This window comes from Allobosea sp. 2RAB26 (assembly GCF_052115465.1).
GTDB lineage: Bacteria > Pseudomonadota > Alphaproteobacteria > Rhizobiales > Beijerinckiaceae > Allobosea.
This window is the reverse complement of the sequence record NZ_JBFRGS010000001.1, coordinates 299855-320466: the sequence shown is the minus strand read 5'-3', so window position 1 is coordinate 320466 and position 20612 is coordinate 299855. Positions and strand designations below refer to the sequence as shown.

Sequence of the window (20612 nt, the reverse complement as noted above, 5' to 3'; positions counted from 1 at the left end):
GTGAACAAGCCCTATCGGCCCAATGTCGGCATTGCGCTCTTCAATGCCCAGGGGCTCGTCTTTGCCGGACGCTCATGGAGCGACGGCCCGGAGATCGTCCACCCCGGACATGACTGGCAGATGCCGCAGGGCGGCATCGACCCGGCCGAGGAGATCGTCGCAGCAGCGCGACGCGAGCTGGCCGAGGAAACCGGCATCAGCGAGGCCGCATTTCTGGGTGTCACCGCGGAGTGGTGGCGCTACGACTTCCCACCCTATGACGGGCCGCCGCACCGGCTCGATCGCTTCGCGGGACAGGAACAGCGCTGGGTCGCATTCCGCTTCACCGGCAGCGAGGCGGCGATCGACATCGGCCGCCCGAACGGGGACGCCCCACCGGAGTTCACGCAATGGGCCTGGCTGCCGCTGGCCGAGATGCCGGCGCGCGTGACGCCGTTCAAGCGCGAGACCTATGAGCGCGTGACCGAGGCCTTCGGGCATTTCGCCAGACCGGCCTGATCTCGGGACGCAACGTGCAACAAAAAAGGGCCGCTCGCGCGGCCCTTATGTCATCTCGCTGCCTGAAGGCAGGTACGCGATCTCACGCAGCCTTGCGCTGCTGGAAGACGCCCTTGAACTCATGAAGCTGGATCAGCAGCTCCTGCAGGCGACGCTGCTCGTCTTCGGTCGGCGCAGCCGCCAGGCGAGTCTCGACACGAAGGATTTCGGCGTCGAGCACGTCATTGTCGACGTCCTCGATGAAGCCGGCCTTCTCGGTCAGGATCGTCAGGGCCGTGGGATTGGCTTCGACGATACCGCCGCCAACCACGAATTCCTTGCCGTTGCCCGGCCCCGTCTGGGCGAGCACGATACCCGGCTTCAGCGCGGCGACGATCGGCACGTGGCCGGCGAGAATGGTCATCTCGCCTTCGACCGACGGCACGATGACGCTGACGACTTCGCCCGAGAACAGGATGCTCTCCGGCGAGACGAGTTCGAACTTGAAGGTGGCCATCAAGGGCTCTCCCGCTGCTTCAGTCATCCCGGCTGGAGCGCAGCGTGGAGCCGGGATCCAGGCCAAGGCCTGTGTCGTCGATGCTCGGGCGCGGCTCCCGGGCTGGCGTACGCCATCCCGGGAGCCTCGCCCCAGCGGATTACGCCGCTTCGGCAGCCAGGCGCTGGGCCTTCTCGACTGCTTCGTCGATCGAGCCGACCATGTAGAAGGCCGCCTCCGGGAGGTGGTCGTACTTGCCCTCGACCAGTCCCTTGAAGCCCTTGATGGTGTCCTCGAGCGCAACGAGCTTGCCCGGCGAGCCGGTGAAGACTTCGGCGACGAAGAAGGGCTGCGACAGGAAGCGCTCGATCTTGCGGGCGCGGGCGACCGAGATCTTGTCCTCTTCCGAGAGCTCGTCCATGCCCAGGATCGCGATGATGTCCTGCAGCGCCTTGTAGCGCTGGAGGATCTGCTGGACCTGGCGGGCGATGTTGTAGTGCTCTTCACCGACGATCGCCGCGGACAGCATGCGCGAAGTCGAGTCGAGCGGGTCCACCGCCGGGTAGATGCCCTTTTCCGCGATCGAGCGCGAGAGCACCGTCGTGGCGTCCAAGTGGGCGAAGGAGGTGGCCGGCGCCGGGTCGGTCAGATCGTCCGCCGGCACGTAGATCGCCTGCACCGAGGTGATCGAGCCCTTGTTGGTGGTGGTGATGCGCTCCTGCAGGTTGCCCATGTCGGTCGCCAGCGTCGGCTGATAGCCCACCGCCGAAGGAATACGGCCGAGCAGCGCGGACACTTCCGAGCCGGCCTGCGTGAAGCGGAAGATGTTGTCGACGAAGAACAGCACGTCCTGGCCGCGGTCGCGGAAATCCTCGGCGACGGTCAGGCCCGAGAGAGCGACGCGCATGCGGGCGCCCGGGGGCTCGTTCATCTGGCCATAGACGAGGGCGCATTTCGAGCCTTCGCCGCCGCCCTTCTTGTTCACGCCCGACTCGATCATCTCGTGATAGAGGTCGTTACCCTCGCGGGTGCGCTCGCCGACGCCGGCGAACACCGAGTAGCCGCCATGGGCCTTGGCGACGTTGTTGATCAGCTCCATGATCAGAACGGTCTTGCCGACGCCGGCGCCGCCGAACAGACCGATCTTGCCGCCCTTCGCGTAGGGAGCCAGCAGGTCGACGACCTTGATGCCGGTGACCAGGATCTGCGCTTCCGTGGCCTGCTCGGCATAGCTCGGAGCCGGCTGGTGGATGCCGCGAGTGGTGGAGGTCTTGATCGGGCCAGCCTCGTCGACCGGCTCACCGATGACGTTCATGATGCGGCCGAGGCACTCGTCACCGACCGGAACCGCGATCGGCGCGCCGGTGTCGCTGACTTCCTGGCCACGGACCAGACCTTCGCTCGAATCCATCGCGATGCAGCGCACGGTGTTCTCGCCGAGGTGCTGTGCAACCTCGAGAACCAGGCGGTTGCCCAGGTTCGTGGTCTCGAGCGCGTTCAGGATCGCCGGCAGCTCGCCATCGAACTGCACGTCGACGACGGCGCCGATGACCTGAGCGACGCGGCCCGTACCGGTATTGGCGGACTTCTCGGTCTTGGTCTTGGTGGTCTTGGTTGCGGCTTTGGCCATGGTCGAACCTCGATGAGCGTTCAGCTTTACGGACAAGCCTGCGGGCTTAGGCGCCGCGCAGGCCCTTCAGGCGTTAGAGCGCTTCCGCTCCGGAGATGATTTCGATGAGTTCCTTGGTGATCATTGCCTGACGCGAGCGGTTGTAGAGCTGCGTCTGCTTCTTGATCATCTCACCGGCGTTACGCGTGGCGGAATCCATCGCCGACATGCGCGCGCCCTGCTCGGAGGCGGCATTCTCGAGAAGCGCCCGCAGTACCTGGACAGTCAGGTTGCGTGGCAGCAGAACGTCGAGAATTTCGCCCTCGTCGGGCTCGTACTCATAGACGGCGTCGGTCGTTTTGGTCCCCGCCGGAATCTCGGCCGGAATGATGCGCTGGGCCGTCGGAATCTGCGAAATCACCGACCTGAACTTCGAGAAGAACAGCGTCGCGACATCGAATTCGCCGGCGTCGAAGCGTGCCAGGACGTTCTGCGCGATCGCCTCCGCATTGACGAAGCCGACTTGCTTGAAGCTGCGCAGGTCGACCAGCTCGATGATATCCTGCTCGAACTGCCGGCGCAGGATGTCATAGCCCTTCTTGCCGACGCAGATGATCTTGATCGTCTTGCCTTCGGCCTTCAGCGCCTGCGCCTTGTCACGCGCCAGACGCGCGATCGAGGAGTTGAAGGCGCCGCACAGGCCGCGCTCGGCCGTGCAGACGACGAGCAGATGGACCTTGTCCGAGCCCGTGCCGCCAATCAGCCTTGGAGCGCCGTCACCGGCGACACCGGCAGCCAGACTGGCAAGCACCGTCTCCATGCGCTCGGCATAGGGACGCGCCGCTTCCGCCGCGCTCTGGGCGCGGCGCAGCTTGGCAGCCGCGACCATCTGCATGGCCTTGGTGATCTTCTGCGTCGCCTTCACTGAGGCGATACGATTTCGCAGATCCTTCAATGAAGGCATCGACGATCCTCATATTGCCGGGGTGATGAAACCCCGGTCGACCTCAAGCGAACGACTTGGCGTAATCAGCGACGATCTCTTTCAGCTTCGCGGCATTCGCGTCCGAAAGATCCTTGGTGTCGCGGATTTCGTTGAGCAGGGCGATATGCTTGCCGCGCACCAGCGCGAGCAGGCCGTCCTCGAAAGCGCGAACCTTGTTGACCGGCAGCGGGTCGAGATAGCCGTTCACGCCGGCATAGATCACGACCGTCTGCTCTTCCATCTTCAGCGGCGAGAACTGCCCCTGCTTCAGGAGCTCGGTCAGGCGGGCGCCGCGGTTGAGCAGGCGCTGCGTGACCGCGTCGAGATCCGAACCGAACTGCGCGAAGGCAGCCATCTCGCGATACTGCGCGAGCTCGCCCTTGATCTTGCCGGCAACCTTCTTGGTCGCCTTGGTCTGCGCGGCCGAACCGACGCGCGACACCGAGAGGCCGACGTTCACGGCCGGGCGGATGCCCTGGTAGAACAGGTCGGTCTCGAGGAAGATCTGGCCGTCGGTGATCGAGATCACGTTGGTCGGGATGTAGGCCGACACGTCGTTGGCCTGGGTTTCGATGACCGGCAGCGCCGTCAGCGAGCCCTTGCCGGCCTCGTCGCCCATCTTGGCGGCGCGCTCGAGCAGGCGGGAGTGGAGATAGAACACGTCGCCCGGATAGGCTTCGCGGCCCGGCGGGCGGCGCAGCAGGAGCGACATCTGGCGGTAGGCGACGGCCTGCTTCGACAGGTCGTCATAGATGATGACGGCGTGCATGCCGTTGTCGCGGAAATACTCGCCCATGGCGCAGCCGGCGAACGGAGCCAGGAACTGCATCGGGGCCGGATCGGAGGCGGTGGCCGCCACGACGATCGAGTATTCGAGCGCACCGCGCTCCTCGAGCACCTTCACGAACTGCGCGACGGTGGAACGCTTCTGACCGATGGCGACATAGACGCAGTAGAGCTTCTGGCTCTCGTCCGTGCCTTCGTTCAGGGCCTTCTGGTTGAGGATCGTGTCGAGCGCCACGGCGGTCTTGCCGGTCTGGCGGTCGCCGATGATCAGCTCGCGCTGGCCACGGCCGATCGGGATCAGGGCATCGATCGCCTTGAGGCCAGTCGCCATCGGCTCATGCACGGACTTGCGCGGAATGATGCCGGGCGCCTTCACGTCGACGCGCGAACGGATCTTTGCCTTGATCGGGCCCTTGCCGTCGATCGGATTGCCGAGCGCGTCGACGACGCGGCCGAGCAGCTCCTTGCCGACCGGCACGTCAACGATCGCGCCGGTGCGCTTGACGGTCTGGCCTTCCTTGATCTCTCGGTCGGAGCCGAAGATGACGACGCCGACATTGTCGCTCTCGAGGTTGAGCGCCATGCCGCGCACGCCACTCTCGAACTCGACCATCTCACCGGCCTGGACCTTGTCGAGGCCGTAGACGCGGGCGATGCCGTCGCCGACGGAGAGAACCTGACCGACTTCGGTGACGGAGGCTTCCGACCCGAAATTGCTGATCTGAGCCTTCAGGATCGCGGAGATTTCAGCGGGGCGGATTTCCATCAGCCGACCTCTTTCATGGCAAGACGAATTGAATTGAGTTTGGTTTTCAGCGAGGCGTCGACCATCCGCGAACCCATCTTGACGACGAGACCGCCAATGATGGCCGGATCGACCTTGATAGCGACGGCAACATCCTTGCCCGCCACATCCTTGAGCGTCGCGCGGATCTCGTCGAGGCGCTTGGCCGACGGCTCCTCGGCGACCGTGACTTCGGCACTGACGATGCCCTTGGCTTCGGCGACGAGCGCACGATAACCGCGGATCATGCCCGACAGCGCGAACAGGCGGCGCTTGCTGGCGACGAAACCGATGAAATTGCCGGCGATACCGCCGATGCCCGCCTTGGCCAGCAGGGCGGTGATTGCAGAGACCTGCTCCTCGGCCGTGAAGACCGGGCTGCTGATCAGCCGCTTCAGATCGTCGCTCTCGGCGATCATCGCGCTGAATGCGTCGAGATCGGCCGAAACGGCGTCGATCGCACTGGCCTCCGAAGCCAGTTCGAATAGCGCCGTGGCATAGCGCCCGGCTACGCCCGACACCAATGTCTGATCCTGCGATCCGCCTTCAGCCACGCTCACATCTCTCGTTCAATGGACTGCACCGGCGACCTTCTTGATGAAGGTGGAGTGCATCGTCCTGGCGCTGCGATGTTTCAGACAGACGAAAGCCGCGCGAGTGCGCACCTTGCGTCCGAAATGTGGCGGTGCACTAACATGAGGCTTTGGGGGGCGCAATCCGTAGATCGCGATCAACAGGGCCGTTTTCCGCAGCCGGGCCCTGCACTCACAGGAAGCTTTGCGGGTCGACATCGACCTGAACCCGGACCGAACCCTTCGCTCGCGGAGCGCTCTTCAGCCAGGCACGCAGGTAATCCTGCAGATTGACCTCACGTGCCGTTTTCACGATCAAACGCATGCGATGCCGCCCCCGTAGCACGGCAAGAGGGGCTTCTGCGGGCCCCAGAACGACGACTCCGTCCGGCGGTGCCGCGCAGCGCGCCAGTGCACGGGCATGATTTTCGGCCTCCGCCTGGCTGTTGGCGGAGACGATCAGTCCGGCCAGACGCCCAAAGGGCGGCAGGCCGGCAGCCTCACGAGACGCCGCCTCTGCGGCATAAAACCGCTCCGGGTCGCCCGAGACCAGCGCCTTGAGCACGGGATGGCTGGGATCATGGGTCTGGAGCAGAGCTCGGCCCGGCTTCTCGCCCCGGCCTGCCCTCCCCGTCACCTGACGCAGGACCTGGAAGGTTCGCTCGGCCGCGCGGGGATCGCCCGAGGTCAGGCCGAGATCGGCATCGACGACGCCGACCAGTGTCATCCCCGGAAAATTATGCCCCTTGGCGACGAGCTGGGTACCGATGACGATATCGAACTCCCCCTCCGCCACTGCCATCAGTTCCTGCTTCAGCCGTTCGGTACCACCGGGGAAATCGCTGGAGAGCACGATCGAACGCGCATCGGGGAACAGCGTCGCGACCTCTTCCGCAAGCCGTTCGACACCGGGTCCGCAGGCCGCGAGGCTTTCCGGCGCATGACAGGCCGGGCACTCGTGCGGCCGGCGTTCGACATGGCCGCAATGATGGCAGACCAGCGCCCGCCGAAAGCGATGATCGACCAGCCAGGTCGAGCAGTTCGGGCACTGGAACCGGTGACCGCAATCACGGCAGAGCGTCAGCGGTGCGTAGCCGCGGCGGTTGAGGAACAGCAGCGACTGCTCCTTCGCCTCCAGATTGGTCGTGATGGCCTTGACGAGCGCGCCCGAAATCCAGCGCCCGCGTTCAGGCTTGTCGCGCTTGAGATCGACGAGATCGAGCGTCGGCAGTTCCCGCCCGCCAAAACGTTCCGGCAGTTTCAGATAGGCATAGCGCCCGCGCTCGGCATTGACGCGCGTTTCCAGCGATGGCGTCGCAGAGGTGAGGATGACCGGCGCCTTCTCGATCATGCCGCGCACCACCGCCATGTCGCGGGCGTGATAGCTGACGCCGTCCTCCTGCTTGTAGGCGGCCTCGTGCTCTTCATCGACGACGATCAGTCCGAGATCGCGGTAAGGCAGGAACAGCGCCGAGCGCGCGCCGGCCACCACTCTCGCCTCGCCGCTTGCGATCGCCGCCTGCAGCCGCTCCCGCCGCCGCCCCGAGACTGCCGAGTGCCAAAGCCCGGGCCGCACGCCGAACCGGGCCTCGAAGCGGTCGATGAACTGCGCCGTCAGCGCGATTTCCGGCATCAGGATCAGGCTCTGGCGACCGAGCCGGATCGCCTCCGCCACAGCTTCGAAATAGACCTCCGTCTTGCCCGATCCCGTGACGCCCTCGAGCAGGGTCACGCCGGAGGCCGCCGCCTTGACGGACGCAACCAGTGCCGTCGCCGCCTCGGCCTGCCCCGCCGACAGGGCCGGTCGCGCGTGATCCGGGTCGGGAATGTCGACGACCTCACCGCGCGGCAGCGCCTCGATGGCAAAGGTCCCCGCATCGACGAGCGAATCGATCACCGCCCCACTCACCGAGGCCGTCTCGGCCAGCGCCGATTTCGCGATCAGCAGGCCGCCCTCCGCCGCCGCGATGGCTCGCGCCCGGGCCGGCGTCATGCGCTGGGGCGGCAGCCCGACGAGTCGGACGCCCATCTTCGGTCGTTCCGGCGTATCATCGGGCGGGCGCCGCAGCGCAAGCGCCAGCACCGAACCTTTGGCCGCAAGCGTGTACCAAGCGACCCAGTCGACCAGCTTCATCAGGGCCGGATCGAGCGGCGGCATGTCCACTTTGGCGCTGACGCGCTTCAGGTTGCCACCACGCCCCGAGCCCAGGCTCCAGACGACGCCCACAGTCTCGCGCGGGCCCAGCGGCACCTGCACGATATCGCCGGGTTTGAGCGCGAGCCCGTCTGGAACCGCATAACTATAGGCCTGATCGAGCGCGAGCGGGATCAGTACGTCGACCGTGCCGCCTGTTTCGATGCCTGTCTCAACCTCGCTCATGCGCCCGTGTCTAGCATCGATTCGGTCCCTGTTAAGGCAGGGGCGTCATGCTCGGCTCAGACCACAGGGGACGCCGATGACCGATTTCGAGACCCTGCGCCAAAACTGGCTCGTCCATCTCGCCAGCGAGCGCCGTCTTTCACCCAAGACGCTCGAGGCCTATGGCCGCGACCTTGCGCAGTTCTCTACCTTTCTCGACGGCCATTTCGGCGGCAAGCCGACCCTCGAGGATCTGGCAGCGCTGAAGCCGCTCGACTTGCGCGCCTTTCTCGGCCAGCGTCGGCGTGACGGTGTCGGCAACCGCACACTGATGCGCCAGCTTGCCTCGCTGCGCTCCTTTGCCCGCTTCGGAGAACGCACCGGCAAGCTCACGGCCTCGGCCTTTGCCGCGACGCGCGGGCCGCGCATTGGAAAATCGCTGCCGCGCCCGCTTGATGCCAAGGCCGCAAGGGCCGTGATGCAGGCCGATATCCGCGCCGGCGAGGACCGCGAAACCTGGATCCTGGCACGAGACGCAGCCGTGCTCGCCCTGCTCTATGGCTGCGGCCTGCGCATCTCCGAGGCGCTTGGGTTGTCGCGCGCGCAGGCACCAAGGAGCGCATCGGATACGCTGACCGTGATCGGCAAGGGCCAGAAGACCCGCATGGTGCCTGTTCTGCCGGTCGTGGTCACCGCGATCGAGGAGTATCTCTCGCTCTGCCCCTGGCGATTGCCGCCGGAGGGCCCGCTCTTCCTCGGCGCCAAGGGTGGACCGCTCTCGCCCCGCATCATCCAGCTCGCGGTCGAGGGCCTGCGCGGCGCGCTCGGCCTGCCCTCGTCTGCGACCCCGCATAGCCTGCGCCATTCCTTCGCGACCCATCTGCTCGGGCGTGGCGGCGATTTAAGGGCCATCCAGGAGCTACTCGGGCACGCGTCCCTCTCGACGACGCAGATCTATACCCGCATCGATTCGGCCCGTTTGATGGCGGCTTATGATGCGGCCCATCCCCGCGCCCAACGATAAGAGCCCAAGGCGAGCGAGCCCCCTTGATTCCGCCGCGGAACCCGGCCATTGCCCGCCGTCTCCGGGGGGAACCAGAATCGCATGTCTTCGCCAGCAGCCGACGTCACCGAAACCGCCACCAGCGGCAGCAACAAGCGCATCGCCCTGCTCATCGCGATGCTCGCCCTGATGCTGGCCTTCTCAGAAATCGGCGGCAAGAACGCCGAGCAGGAATCGATCGCCAAGAACATCGAGGCTTCGAACCTCTGGTCATTCTTCCAGGCCAAGACGATCCGCGGCACCACACTGCGCACGGCCGCGGACGCGATGGAGATCGATCTCGCAGCCGCGACGGACCCCGCCACCCGCGAGCGCATGCAGAAGCGCATCGACGGCTGGAAGCAGACCATTGCGCGCTATGATTCGGAGCCCGAGACCAATGAAGGCCGCAAGGAACTGGTCGCGCGCGCCAAGACGGCCGAGGCCGTGCGTGACGTCGCAGCGGCCCGCGACGACAAATACGACATCGTCTCAGGCCTGCTTCAGATCGCGATCGTGATTTCCTCGGCCGCGATCATCACCGGCGTGACGATGCTGGCCCTCACCGGCGCCGGCCTTGGCGTGATCAGTTTCGCCCTGATGCTGGTGGCGCAGTTCGCGCCGACCGCGCTGTTCTGAACCCTCACACGGTCTGTGGCGGCGCAGGCCATGGCACCTCGCTGCCGCGTAGAATTTCCCAGGCCCGCGCCATTCTCAACACGCCGAGATCGTCGAACCGCCGCCCGGTGATCTGCAAGCCGATCGGCAACCCCTCGGGAGTAAGCCCGGCATGGACCGAGACCGCCGGCTGATCCGACATGTTCGCTGAGACCGTGAACGCGATGTGCTCGAAGGGCCGCTCAGGGTCGTGGATGGGCGAGGCCAGCTCAGCCGCATAGGCCGGCACAGGGGAAACCGGCGACAGCACGAAATCGAACGGTGCACAGGCTTTCAGCGCCGCATCGCGCATCGCCAGCATCTGGCTCATCCCGCGATAGACTCTTTCGCCACTCAGATTCCGGCCGCCCTCGGCCCAGGCGTAGATATAGGGCAGAACCCGTCCCTGCCTGGCATCCGACAGGCCGCCAATGTCGACCCAGGCGCGCTGCCGCCAGAAATCATCAAGCCCGTCCAGCATTTCGCGGGTCAGGAAGGGCGCAACCGGCTCGACAATCGCGCCAGCCGCCACAAAGGCCCTGGCCGCCGCCTCGATCGCAGCCCGGGTATGCGGCTCGACGGCAAGCCCGACTCCGGCATCGACCTGGAGCCCCAGCCGCAAGCCCTTGACGTCAAACTCCAGCGCCAGCCAGTCGATCTCCTGTGGCGGCAGGCTCATGCCATCGCGCCTGTCCGGCCGGGACAGCTCCCGCATCATCAGCGCCGCATCCGCGACCGAGCGGGTCATCGGCCCGGCGACGCGGCCGTAATAGGTCGGGTCGATCGGCACGCGGCCAAAGCTCGGCTTGAGGCCGACCAAGCCGCACCAGCCGGCCGGCAGGCGGATCGAGCCACCGATATCGGTGCCGACATGAAGCGGCCCATAGCCCGCAGCTCCCGCCGCACCCGCCCCAGCCGAGGAGCCGCCAGGATTCTTGGTCAGGTCCCAGGGGTTGCAGGCGAGTTCGTGAAAGCTCGACAAACCCGAGGAGAGCATGCCGTAATCCGGCATCGTCGTCTTGGCGAGGATGACGCAGCCGGCCTCCCTCAACCGCGCCGCCGGCGGTGCGTCCGCCGATGCCGGCTCGAGATCGCGCGCGGCCGTGCCGAGCGGCACCGGCACGCCCTTGGTCGCGATGTTCTCCTTGATCGTGCCGGGCACCCCGTCGAGAGCCAGCGCCTCCCCCTTCAGCCAGCGCATCTCGGAGGCCTTCGCCATCGCCCGCGCCGCGGCGGGATCATAGGCATAGAGCGCCTTGAGCTGCGGCTCCCATGCGGTAATCCGTGCGATCACCGCCTCGGTCGCCTCGACCGGCGAGAATGTCCGTGCGGCATAGCCGGCGAGAAGCTCCGTCGCGCTCAGATCGGCAAGATCGGTCATCGTCTCATCCTCATCGTCACTCAGCGGCTTCGGCGCAGGCGCGGGTCGATGGCATCGCGCAGGCCGTCGCCGAGCAGATTGAAGCCGAGCACCGCGATGGCAATCGCCGCGCCGGGAAAGATAGCGAGCCATGGCTGCACCGCCATGAAGGTCTGCGCCTCGTTCAGCATGCGTCCCCAGGACGGATTCGGCGGCTGCGTGCCGAGCCCGAGATAGGACAGCCCCGCCTCCGCCAGGATCGCCAGTGCGAACTGGATCGTCGCCTGTACGACGATGACGCCAGCAACATTCGGCAGGACATGGCGGACGCTGATCTGCACATTGTCGAGCCCGGCCGCCCGCGCCGCCTGGATATAATCCCGCGTCCAGACCTGAATCGCCACCCCACGCGCCAGGCGCGCGAAATAAGGCAGGTTCAGGATGCCGATCGCGACGATGGCGTTGAGCATGCCCGGCCCGGCGATCGCCGTGATCATGATCGCCGTCAGCACCGCCGGGAAGGCATGGGTGAAGTCGGCCGTGCGCATGATCAGGTTGTCGAGGAAGCCGTCGCGCCGGATCGCGGCCAGCAGACCGAGCGTTGTGCCGAGCACCAGACCGAACCCGACCGCGCCGAGCCCGACCGCCAGCGAGTTGCGGGCGCCCACCATGATCATCGAGAAGACGTCGCGACCGAATTGGTCGGTCCCGAACCAGTTCGTCGCCGAAGGGGGCTTCAGGCGATTCAGGATCATCATCTGCGTCGGCGGATAGGGCGTCCAGACATAGGACAGCAGCGCCCCCGCAACGATGATCCCGGTCAGCGCGAAACCGATCAGGAAGGAGGGGCCCGTCCACCAGCGTTTCGCCGAGACCGGGGCCGACGCACCGGCCGGTGTCACGACGCCTCCCTCAGGCGCGGGTCGATGAGCCCATAGACGAGCTCGACCGCAAAATTCACCAGGATGGCGAGGCCGGCAAACAGCATCACCAGATCCTTCACGACGATCAGGTCATGCTGGGTGATCGACTGGAAGACGAGGCGCCCGAGCCCCGGCAGCGCAAAGACATTCTCGATGATGATCGCGCCGGCGATCAGCACCGAGAATTGCAGCCCCATGATGGTAACGACCGGAATCAAGGCGTTGCGCAGTGCATGCCTGACCACCGTGACCGGTTCTGCCAGTCCCTTGGCGCGAGCGGTACGGACGAAATCCTCCTGCAGCGTGTCGAGCATCGAGGAGCGCGTCACCCTGGCCAGGATCGCCGCCTGCGGCAGGGCGAGCGCGAAGGCCGGCAGCAGCAGCGCCTTCACGGCAGCAGCCGGCCCGGCCTGCCAGCCCGGGAAACCGCCGGCCGGAAACCAGCCGAGCCCGATCGCGAAAAGCAGCACGAGCAAGAGGCCGAACCAGAAATTCGGAACAGCCAGCCCGAGCTGCGCGAAGACCATCACGGCCGCATCGGTCGGCCGATTATGATTGGCTGCGGCGAGCAAGCCAAGTGGAACGCCGATCGATGTAGCTAGCATGATCGCCGCCAGCGCCAATGGCAGGGTCACGGCCATCCGCTCGCCGATCAGCTGGGCCACCGGCACACGATAGGTGTAGCTCAGGCCGAGATCGCCGGTCAGAAGACCCGAGATCCAGGCGAGAAAACGGACCGGCGCCGGCTTGTCGAGCCCCATCTCCAGGCGCAGGGCCGCCAGCGCCTCGGGAGCCGCATTGAGCCCAAGCGTCACGGCAGCCGGATCGCCCGGCAGCACCTCGAGCGCGATGAAGATCACCAGCGCCGCACCAAGCAGAGTGGCGACAAGCGCCACGCACCGGCGCGCCAGGAACGACAGCACGACCTAGCGCCAGCGCACCTCGGCGAGCGGCGTGATCGGGAGCGGCCAATCCGTCCACATCCCGTCCAGCCCGGCCGCCGTCACCGTGATCTTCGGCAGGATGAAGAGGAAGCCGTTGACCGCATCGCGCGCCAGGATGCGCTGGGCTTGCCTGTACATCTCATTGCGCTGGCCCTCGTCGAGGGTGACGTCGATCTTCGCCATCAGTGCCTTGAACTCGGGGTTCTTGTACTGGAAGTAGTAGTCGTCGCGGGCATAGATATTGATGTCGAGCGGTTCGGTATGGGCGATCACGCTCAGGTCGAAATCCTTGCCGCGGAAGACGCGCTCCAGCCATTGCGGAAATTCGAGCGGCTCGATCGAGGCGTTGATGCCGATCTGCGCCAGCAATGCCGCGATGATCTCGCCCGAACGCCGGGCATAGGTCGGCGGTGGCAGTTTCAGCGTGCAGGAGAAGCCGTTCGGGAAGCCGGCCGCGGCAAGCAGCGCCTTGGCCTTGGGGATATCGACCGGATAGGTGCCGGTCAGATCGATATAGGCCGGATGCAGCGGCGAGAAATGACTGCCGATCAGGTCGACATCGAAACCGTAGACCCCGAGCGCGATCGTCTTGCGGTCGAGCACATGAGCGATCGCCTGACGCACGCGCAGATCGTTGAACGGCGCTTTGGCATTGTTGATGGCGAGGATGACCTCGCCCTCCGTCTTGCCGAAGCTGACCTTGAGCTTGGGATCAGCCTTGAGCTGCGGCACGGCTTCAGGGGCCGCCAGATTGGTTTGCGCGTGGACATCCCCGGCGCGCAACGCGGCGACCTGCGCCTGTGGATCGGCGATGAAGCGGAAGGTCGCCTTGGCGAGTGTCGGCTTCTCCCCCCAATAGCCGTCGAAGCGTTCGAGCTCGAGCCTGTCGCCACGATTCCAGCGCACGAACTTGAACGGGCCGGTGCCAACCGGATTGGTCTTGTTGTTGGCGGCGCTCGCTGGCGCCACGATCACCGCATCGCCCCAGGCGAGACCGTAGAGGAAATTCGCCGTCGGCTGTTTCAGCCTGATGACCACGGACGCCGGATCAGGCGTCGCGATCTCGGCGATCGGCGTGAACAGCTGGCGCTGGGCGTTGGTCGATTCCGGAGCGACGGCCCGCTCGAACGAGAACCTGACCTGCTCGGAGCTGAACGGGGTGCCGTCATGGAACGTCGCGCCCCGCCGCAGCTTGAAGCTGTACGTGATATTGTCAGGTGCGATCTCCCAGCTTTCGGCGAGGCAGGGCACGATCTTGCCGGTCCGGTCCATCTTGACCAGGCCTTCGAAGATGTTCTGCAAGGTGACTTCGCGGATCGCCTGCGCCGCGCCCGAGGTCGGGTCGAGCGTCGGCGGTTCCAGCGTCATCGCAATGATGACGCTGTCCTTGGCCTGCGCCAGAGCAACGAGAGGCAACTGGGCCGCCAGCGCGGCTGCGCCTGCTCCGGCAAGAAGGTCACGCCGCGTCGTCATCAGCCACTCCCATGCATGTCGCGGCGCAAGATGGCGCGGGAGATGGGCCCGGCGCAAGACGGCTCTTCCGTTTCGTCCACGCGACAGATCGATCGCGTCAGACGAAGTAATCCGGATGCTTTGCCTGAAGATGCACGAGATCGGGAAGGAGCGTGCCGAGATGGGTGCGCATCGCCGCAACCGCCTCGGTGGCGCGGCCCTTGCGGATGGCATCGACGATCGACAGGTGCTCGCGGATCACCATCGCCATGCGCCCGGGCACCGGCAGGGTCATGCGTCGGCAGCGGTCGATCTGGCTTTTCGCCGCCTGTGCGATTTTCCAGATACCGGGATACCCGGCGGCATCGGCCAGCGTCTCGTGAAAGGCTTCGTCCGCGAGATGGAAATTCTCCTGATCGCCGATATCGAAGGCTTCGTGCAGGCGCGCGATCGTGGCATCAAGTCGGGCGATGGCCTCCGGCGTCGCGATGCGGGCAAGCAGTTCCACGGTCGCGCATTCCAGCGCCTGCCGGATGAAGACCGCTTCGGGAATAGCCCCGGTCGGGATGCGCGCAACGAAAGTCCCCGCCTGCGGAAAGATCTCGACCAGCCCCTCTTCCTTGAGACGGATCAGCGCTTCACGGACCGGGGTACGGCTGACGCCGAAGCGCGCCGTCAGCTCCTTCTCGGAGAGCGGCACGCCGGGCCTCAGCTCCATGGCGAGGATGGCGCGTCGGAGATCGTCCTGAACCAGTGAAGCGGCCGTCGAGCGCCCGGCGGGAGCCACGGCCCGCCCCAGGGGGCGCCGCTCGCGTCGATTATCCGCTGCATGGCCGCGGCCGCCTGCGAGCTCGTTCATCGTCCCGTCCCAGCCACTCATGTCTCCCGAACGCTCCGGCCTGAGCCCTGTGAGCGCCACCCTCCTTAGGCGCTACCACAATCACCTTTGACATACTAGTATATTAGTATATTGATCCGATACGCTTCTCGCCCGTACAGTCGCGGGCCTATCGGGACAGATTGCTGATGTTGCTGCACGATGATCGCCTGTTTCCTGCCGATCCGGTGACGCGAGGCATCGCGCGCCGTCTCTATGCCGGGATTCGCGATCTCCCGATCATCTCGCCACACGGCCATACCGACCCGCGCTGGTTCGCCGAGGACAAGCCGTTCCCGGATCCGGCGACGCTGCTGGTCAAGCCCGACCACTACATCTTCCGGATGCTTTACTCGCAGGGCGTCAGGCTCGAGCAGCTCGGCATCGCCCGCAAGGATGGCGGCCCGGTCGAGACCGATCCCCGCGCGATCTGGCGGCTCTTCGCCAGCCATTGGCGGCTGTTCCGCGGCACGCCGACCCGGCTCTGGTTCGAGCATGCCCTGTCCGGGGTCTTCGGCATCAACGAGCGCCTGAGCCCGGAGAATGCCGACCGCATCTACGACCGCATCGCCGAAAAGCTCGAGCAGCCGGAGTTTCGTCCCCGCGCCCTGTTCGAGCGTTTCAACATCGAGGCGATCGCGACCACCGAGGGCGCGCTCGACGACCTGAAATGGCACGACATGATCCGGGAATCCGGCTGGGGCGGCAAGGTCGTCACGGCCTATCGGCCGGACAGCGTCGTCGACCCCGAATTCGGGGGCTTCAAGGACAATCTCGCACAGTTCGGCGAGCTGACCGGCGAAGATGTCATGAACTGGACCGGCTATCTCGCGGCCCACCGCGCCCGCCGGGCCTATTTCAAACAGCGTGGCGCGACCTCCTCGGACCATGGCCACGCCACCGCGCGCACGGCAAATCTCTCGCAGGCAGAATCCGAAAAACTCTTCGCCAAGATCCTGAAGGGCAAGTTCTCGGCCGAGGATGCCGACCTGTTCCGCGGTCAGATGCTCACCGAGATGGCGAAGATGAGCCTCGATGACGGCTTCGTCCTGCAGATCCACCCCGGCTCCGTCCGCAACCATAACCCGATGCTGTTCGAAACCTTCGGCCGCGATATGGGCTGCGATATCCCGCGCGGCGTGGATTACGTCTCGGCACTGAAGCCGCTGCTCGATGCGGTGGGCAACGAACCCAACCTGACGGTCATCGCCTTCACCCTCGACGAGACCGTCTACTCCCGCGAACTCGCGCCGCTCGCCGGACATTATCCCGCTTTGAAGCTCGGACCCGGCTGGTGGTTCCTCGACGCGCCGGAAGCCATGCTGCGCTTCCGCGAGCTCACGACGGAGACCGCAGGCTTCTACAATACCGTCGGCTTCAACGACGACACGCGCGCCTATCTCTCGATTCCAGCCCGTCACGACGTCGCTCGCCGCTGCGACTGCACCTATCTCGCCAAGCTCGTCGCCGAGCATCGCCTCGGCGAGGACGAGGCGGCGGAGGTGGCCTACGACCTCGCCTATCGCCTGGCCAAGGAGGCCTACCGCCTGTGACCAGCGCAGCGAGCTCGATCGACGAACGCCAGGCCGCGCATCCACGCGATGTGAAGCGCTACGACACCGAGGCACTGCGTCAGGACTTCCTGGTCGAGCGCATCTTCGTGCCGGGTGAGCTGACGCGGACCTACAGCCATTACGACCGCATGATCGTCGGCGGCGCCACCCCGGTGAGCAAGCCGCTGACGCTCGACCCCTTCGCCCCGACCGGCACGCCCTTCTTCCTGGCGCGCCGCGAACTCGGGGTGATCAATATCGGAGGCGCCGGCACGGTCACCGTCGACGGTAAGCAGTTCGAACTGCCGAACCTCGACGCGCTCTATGTCGGACTGGGCGCGAAGGAGGTCAGCTTCTCCAGCGCCGATCCGGCCAACCCCGCCAAGTTCTACCTGACCAGCGCCCCCGCCCATCGCGAGGCGCCGCATCAGCTCGTCCGCCAATCGGATGCCAACACTCTGCATCTCGGCACGGCCGAGACCTCGAACAAGCGCACCATCCGGCAATACATCATGCCGAACACGACGGGCACCAACCAGCTCGTCATGGGCATGACGGCACTCGAGCCCGGTTCGGTCTGGAACTCCATGCCCTGCCACACCCACACGCGGCGGATGGAAGCCTATCTCTATTTCAACCTCGACCCGGCCCATCGCGTCTTCCATTTCATGGGCGAACCGACCGAAACCCGGCACCTGCTCGTCGCCAACGAGCAGGCCGTGATTTCGCCGAACTGGTCGATCCATTGCGGCTGCGGCACCTCGAACTACGCCTTCGTCTGGGCCATGGCCGGCGACAATGTCGAGTTCACCGACATGGACGCCGCGCCCGTCGAGATGCTGCGCTGATGGTTGCGCGTGCGCCCTTCGATCTCGTCGGGCGCACGGCGCTCGTCACCGGCGCCAATACCGGCATAGGCCAGGGCATTGCGCTGGCGCTGGCCGAGGCCGGAGCCACGGTCGTCGCCGCCGGCCGCTCGTCCATGACCGAGACGGTGGCAAAGATCACCAATGCCGGCGGACGCTGCCTGCCGCTCGCCGTCGATCTGCAGCAACCCGGGATCGCAGCCGAGGCCGTCACCAGAGCCGCCGAAGCCGCCGGCCCGCTCGATATCCTCGTCAACAATGCCGGCATCATCCGCCGCGCCGACGCTCTCGATTTCAGCGAGAGCGACTGGGACGAGGTCATGAACGTGAACCTCAAGGCGAGTTTCTTCCTGTCCCAGGCCTTTGCGAAGGCAGCGCTCGCGGCCGGCCGCACCGGGCGCATCGTCAACATCGCCTCGCTGCTTTCCTTCCAGGGCGGTATCCGCGTCGCCTCCTATACTGCGAGCAAGAGCGGGCTTGCCGGCCTGACCCGGCTGTTGGCCTGCGAATGGGCGGGCAAGGGCATCAATGTGAACGCGATCGCCCCCGGCTATATCGAGAGCAACAACACGCAGGCCCTGCGTGAGGATGCCGACCGTAACGCCGCCATCCTTGCCCGCATCCCGGCTGGTCGTTGGGGCAAGCCTTCGGATATCGGCGGGGCTGCCGTCTTCCTTGCAAGCGACGCGGCGGCCTACGTGCATGGTGCGATCATCCCCGTCGATGGAGGCTGGCTGGCACGATGAGCGAGCGTCTCAACTCCTTCTTCCAGCATGAGCGCGACTTCGCCTGGCAGGCGACCGAGCCTGGCGTGAAGCGCAAGATCATGGCCTATGGGCCCGACCTGATGATCGTCCGCGTCGTCTTCGAGGCCGGAGCCATCGGCAGGGCGCACCAGCACCCGCATCGTCAGGCGTCCTATGTCGAGAGCGGCGTCTTCGACGTCACGATTGACGGCAGGACCAGCAGGCTAGCGGCCGGCGACAGCTTCTTCGTGCCCGAAAACCTCGTCCATGGCGTCGTCGCCATCGAGGCCGGGCAGTTGATCGATTCCTTCACGCCGATGCGGAGGGAATTTCTCTAAGGCCGAAGCCGGCATGGGGCGGCACGGCTCCCGAACACGGGACAAGAACGACCGGGAAAATCCGGCGATCTACTCAAACGGGAGGAACAGGAACATGCTTACAAGACGGACAGTCTCCGCGCTCGTCGGCGCGGCTTTCATCGCAGCGACCGTCGGCGCGGCTCAGGCGCAGAACGTCACCCTGCGCTCCACCGACATCCACCCTGACGGCTATCCGACCATCGAAGCGGTCAAATACATGGGCCAGCTGCTGGATCAGCGGACCAATGGACGCATCAAGATCAACGTCTTCCACTCCGCCCAGCTCGGCCAGGAGAAGGATACGATCGATCAGACGCGCTTTGGCGTCATCGACATGAACCGCATCAACATGGCGCCGTTCAACAACCTGATCCCGGCGACCAACATACCCTCGCTGCCCTTCATCTTCCGCTCGGTCGATCATATGCGGAAAGTCATGGACGGCCCGATCGGCGACAACCTGCTCAAGGATTTTGAGAAGCACGACCTGATCGGCCTCGCCTTCTACGATTCCGGCTCGCGCTCCTTCTATAACGGCAAGCGCCCGATCGGCTCGCCAGCCGACATGAAGGGCATGAAGATTCGCGTCCAGCAGTCCGACATGTTCGTGGCTCTGGTCTCGGCGCTCGGCGCCAATGCCACCCCGATGCCGTTCGGCGAAGTCTATTCGGCGCTGCAGACCGGCGTCATCGACGGCGCCGAGAACAACTGGCCGTCCTACGAGTCGACCCGCCATTTCGAGGTCTCGAAGTTCTATTCGACCACCGAGCACTCGCTCTCGCCGGAGGTGCTCGTGATGTCGAAGCGCAGCTTCGACAAGTTCAACGCGGCGGACCAGGCGCTGATCAAGACCGCAGCCAAGGAATCCGTCGCCAAGATGCGCGAGCTCTGGGATGCGCGCGAGAAGGAGTCGGAAGCCAAGGTCAAAGCTGGCGGCGCACAGATCAACACGGTCGAGAAGCAGCCCTTCATCGATGCGATGAAGCCCGTCTACGACAAGTTCGTCACCGATCCGAAGCTCAAGGAGATGGTGGCTGCCATCCAGGCGGTGAAGTGAAGGCCGGCGCGGCCCTTCCGGCCGCGCCCAGTCACTTGCGTCTCCTTTTCGGCCTTCCCCGGGTGGAGCGGTTCTGACGATCCCGCTTCGCAGGCGGCTTTCACCGCCGGCGAAACTGGAACAAGCCAGCATCACCCGGGAAAAAGCGCCTCACGCGGCGCCGGAGCGTCTTGATGCTTCTCCTTGCACAAATCCTGACCCGGCTGGGCGCCAAGCTCTGCCTCATTGCACTGGTCATCGCCGGGGCAGGTCTTGTCGCCATGACCGTGATCGTCGCATGGGGCGTCTTCGGGCGTTATGTGCTGAACGACACGCCGATCTGGGTCGAGGCCAGCGCCCTCTTCCTGATGTCCTGGTTCATCCTGCTCGGCGCCGCAGTCGGCGTGCGCGAGAGCGATCATCTCGGCTTCGAGGTCGGCCTCGCCATGTCGCCGCCGCCGCTGCGCAACGGGCTGATCATCCTGACCGAGCTTCTGGTGATTGCCTTCGGCCTCGCCATGCTGGTCTATGGCGCGCAGCTCGCCATCGGGACCTGGAGCGACCGCCTGCCGATCATCGGCATCTCGCGCGGCTGGGACTATGTCCCCATCGCGGTCGGCGGCGCCTTGATCGCCCTCTTCTCCTTCGAAAAGCTCATGCTCTTTCTCACCAAGGCGAAATCCGCCCCGCTCGGCTTCACGCATTTCGGCAGCGCACAGGAAGTCTGAG

20 protein-coding genes are annotated in these 20612 nt (G+C 65.6%); 9 read left to right on the top strand and 11 right to left on the bottom strand.

Annotated features, from left to right (window positions below; all coding sequences use genetic code 11):
• Nucleotides 1–498: an RNA pyrophosphohydrolase gene (locus tag AB4118_RS01425; RefSeq protein ID WP_441488042.1), complete on the top strand. Its 498-nt coding sequence runs from the start codon at nucleotides 1–3 to the stop codon at nucleotides 496–498.
• Between the two features lie 82 nt (nucleotides 499–580).
• Here AB4118_RS01425 and atpC read toward each other — a convergent pair whose 3' ends face one another.
• The 6 genes from atpC to AB4118_RS01395 form a co-directional block, all read right to left on the bottom strand.
• Nucleotides 581–994 (bottom strand): ATP synthase F1 subunit epsilon, encoded by a 414-nt coding sequence (atpC, locus tag AB4118_RS01420; RefSeq protein WP_441488041.1) that lies wholly within the window; start codon nucleotides 992–994, stop codon nucleotides 581–583.
• Nucleotides 995–1133: 139 nt separating this feature from the next.
• Nucleotides 1134–2603, bottom strand: a complete 1470-nt coding sequence (atpD, locus tag AB4118_RS01415; RefSeq protein WP_113517308.1) for a F0F1 ATP synthase subunit beta — start codon at nucleotides 2601–2603, stop codon at nucleotides 1134–1136.
• A gap of 73 nt (nucleotides 2604–2676) precedes the next feature.
• Nucleotides 2677–3546: a F0F1 ATP synthase subunit gamma gene (locus AB4118_RS01410; protein WP_441488040.1), complete on the bottom strand. Its 870-nt coding sequence runs from the start codon at nucleotides 3544–3546 to the stop codon at nucleotides 2677–2679.
• A gap of 43 nt (nucleotides 3547–3589) precedes the next feature.
• Nucleotides 3590–5119 (bottom strand): F0F1 ATP synthase subunit alpha, encoded by a 1530-nt coding sequence (gene atpA, locus AB4118_RS01405; RefSeq protein WP_441488039.1) that lies wholly within the window; start codon nucleotides 5117–5119, stop codon nucleotides 3590–3592.
• Nucleotides 5119–5691, bottom strand: coding sequence for a F0F1 ATP synthase subunit delta (locus AB4118_RS01400; protein WP_441488038.1), 573 nt, complete (start codon nucleotides 5689–5691; stop codon nucleotides 5119–5121). Before AB4118_RS01400 ends, atpA begins: the two co-directional genes overlap by 1 nt.
• 211 nt (nucleotides 5692–5902) lie before the next feature.
• Nucleotides 5903–8089: a primosomal protein N' gene (locus AB4118_RS01395; RefSeq protein WP_441488037.1), complete on the bottom strand. Its 2187-nt coding sequence runs from the start codon at nucleotides 8087–8089 to the stop codon at nucleotides 5903–5905.
• A gap of 76 nt (nucleotides 8090–8165) precedes the next feature.
• Here AB4118_RS01395 and AB4118_RS01390 point away from each other — a divergent pair, with 76 nt between their 5' ends.
• Both AB4118_RS01390 and AB4118_RS01385 read left to right on the top strand, forming a co-directional pair.
• Nucleotides 8166–9092 (top strand): tyrosine recombinase XerC, encoded by a 927-nt coding sequence (locus AB4118_RS01390; protein WP_441488036.1) that lies wholly within the window; start codon nucleotides 8166–8168, stop codon nucleotides 9090–9092.
• An 81-nt stretch (nucleotides 9093–9173) separates the two neighbouring features.
• Nucleotides 9174–9749, top strand: coding sequence for a DUF4337 domain-containing protein (locus tag AB4118_RS01385; protein ID WP_441488035.1), 576 nt, complete (start codon nucleotides 9174–9176; stop codon nucleotides 9747–9749).
• 4 nt (nucleotides 9750–9753) lie between these two features.
• Here AB4118_RS01385 and AB4118_RS01380 read toward each other — a convergent pair whose 3' ends face one another.
• From AB4118_RS01380 to AB4118_RS01360, 5 genes are all read right to left on the bottom strand, one after another.
• Nucleotides 9754–11148: an amidase gene (locus AB4118_RS01380; protein ID WP_441488034.1), complete on the bottom strand. Its 1395-nt coding sequence runs from the start codon at nucleotides 11146–11148 to the stop codon at nucleotides 9754–9756.
• A gap of 20 nt (nucleotides 11149–11168) precedes the next feature.
• On the bottom strand, nucleotides 11169–12029 hold the full coding sequence (locus AB4118_RS01375) for an ABC transporter permease (protein ID WP_441488033.1): 861 nt from the start codon (nucleotides 12027–12029) through the stop codon (nucleotides 11169–11171).
• Nucleotides 12026–12973, bottom strand: coding sequence for an ABC transporter permease (locus AB4118_RS01370; RefSeq protein WP_441488032.1), 948 nt, complete (start codon nucleotides 12971–12973; stop codon nucleotides 12026–12028). Before AB4118_RS01370 ends, AB4118_RS01375 begins: the two co-directional genes overlap by 4 nt.
• Before the next feature lie 3 nt (nucleotides 12974–12976).
• Complete coding sequence (locus AB4118_RS01365; protein ID WP_441488031.1) at nucleotides 12977–14467, bottom strand: ABC transporter substrate-binding protein; 1491 nt, start codon at nucleotides 14465–14467, stop codon at nucleotides 12977–12979.
• 97 nt (nucleotides 14468–14564) lie between these two features.
• The gene (locus tag AB4118_RS01360; protein ID WP_441488030.1) at nucleotides 14565–15305 is read right to left on the bottom strand and encodes a GntR family transcriptional regulator; all 741 of its coding nucleotides are present in this window, start codon (nucleotides 15303–15305) and stop codon (nucleotides 14565–14567) included.
• Between the two features lie 167 nt (nucleotides 15306–15472).
• On the opposite strand from AB4118_RS01360, the gene uxaC reads away from it, so the two are divergent.
• From uxaC to AB4118_RS01330, 6 genes are all read left to right on the top strand, one after another.
• Entirely contained in the window at nucleotides 15473–16876 is a 1404-nt protein-coding gene (gene uxaC / locus AB4118_RS01355) for a glucuronate isomerase (protein ID WP_441488029.1), read from the top strand.
• Complete coding sequence (kduI, locus tag AB4118_RS01350) at nucleotides 16873–17724, top strand: 5-dehydro-4-deoxy-D-glucuronate isomerase (protein ID WP_441488028.1); 852 nt, start codon at nucleotides 16873–16875, stop codon at nucleotides 17722–17724. Before uxaC ends, kduI begins: the two co-directional genes overlap by 4 nt.
• Entirely contained in the window at nucleotides 17724–18488 is a 765-nt protein-coding gene (gene kduD / locus AB4118_RS01345) for a 2-dehydro-3-deoxy-D-gluconate 5-dehydrogenase KduD (RefSeq protein WP_441488027.1), read from the top strand. The genes kduI and kduD overlap by 1 nt, the downstream gene beginning before the upstream one ends.
• Entirely contained in the window at nucleotides 18485–18826 is a 342-nt protein-coding gene (locus AB4118_RS01340) for a cupin domain-containing protein (protein WP_441488026.1), read from the top strand. The genes kduD and AB4118_RS01340 overlap by 4 nt, the downstream gene beginning before the upstream one ends.
• A 94-nt stretch (nucleotides 18827–18920) precedes the next feature.
• Nucleotides 18921–19904, top strand: coding sequence for a TRAP transporter substrate-binding protein (locus tag AB4118_RS01335; protein WP_441488025.1), 984 nt, complete (start codon nucleotides 18921–18923; stop codon nucleotides 19902–19904).
• 173 nt (nucleotides 19905–20077) lie between these two features.
• The gene (locus tag AB4118_RS01330; RefSeq protein ID WP_441488024.1) at nucleotides 20078–20611 is read left to right on the top strand and encodes a TRAP transporter small permease; all 534 of its coding nucleotides are present in this window, start codon (nucleotides 20078–20080) and stop codon (nucleotides 20609–20611) included.
• Nucleotide 20612 lies beyond the last annotated feature (1 nt).

Bases quoted from the DNA above. Each gene is read 5' to 3' on its own strand.
- uxaC (WP_441488029.1), top strand. From the start codon at position 15,473: ATGTTGCTGCACGATGATCGCCTGTTTCCTGCCGATCCGGTGACGCGA.
- AB4118_RS01410 (WP_441488040.1), bottom strand. From the start codon at position 3,546: ATGCCTTCATTGAAGGATCTGCGAAATCGTATCGCCTCAGTGAAGGCG.
- AB4118_RS01330 (WP_441488024.1), top strand. From the start codon at position 20,078: ATGCTTCTCCTTGCACAAATCCTGACCCGGCTGGGCGCCAAGCTCTGC.
- kduD (WP_441488027.1), top strand. From the start codon at position 17,724: ATGGTTGCGCGTGCGCCCTTCGATCTCGTCGGGCGCACGGCGCTCGTC.
- atpC (WP_441488041.1), bottom strand. From the start codon at position 994: ATGGCCACCTTCAAGTTCGAACTCGTCTCGCCGGAGAGCATCCTGTTC.
- AB4118_RS01340 (WP_441488026.1), top strand. From the start codon at position 18,485: ATGAGCGAGCGTCTCAACTCCTTCTTCCAGCATGAGCGCGACTTCGCC.
- AB4118_RS01390 (WP_441488036.1), top strand. From the start codon at position 8,166: ATGACCGATTTCGAGACCCTGCGCCAAAACTGGCTCGTCCATCTCGCC.
- AB4118_RS01380 (WP_441488034.1), bottom strand. From the start codon at position 11,148: ATGACCGATCTTGCCGATCTGAGCGCGACGGAGCTTCTCGCCGGCTAT.
- AB4118_RS01335 (WP_441488025.1), top strand. From the start codon at position 18,921: ATGCTTACAAGACGGACAGTCTCCGCGCTCGTCGGCGCGGCTTTCATC.
- AB4118_RS01365 (WP_441488031.1), bottom strand. From the start codon at position 14,467: ATGACGACGCGGCGTGACCTTCTTGCCGGAGCAGGCGCAGCCGCGCTG.
- AB4118_RS01395 (WP_441488037.1), bottom strand. From the start codon at position 8,089: ATGAGCGAGGTTGAGACAGGCATCGAAACAGGCGGCACGGTCGACGTA.
- atpA (WP_441488039.1), bottom strand. From the start codon at position 5,119: ATGGAAATCCGCCCCGCTGAAATCTCCGCGATCCTGAAGGCTCAGATC.
- AB4118_RS01385 (WP_441488035.1), top strand. From the start codon at position 9,174: ATGTCTTCGCCAGCAGCCGACGTCACCGAAACCGCCACCAGCGGCAGC.
- AB4118_RS01360 (WP_441488030.1), bottom strand. From the start codon at position 15,305: ATGAACGAGCTCGCAGGCGGCCGCGGCCATGCAGCGGATAATCGACGC.
- atpD (WP_113517308.1), bottom strand. From the start codon at position 2,603: ATGGCCAAAGCCGCAACCAAGACCACCAAGACCAAGACCGAGAAGTCC.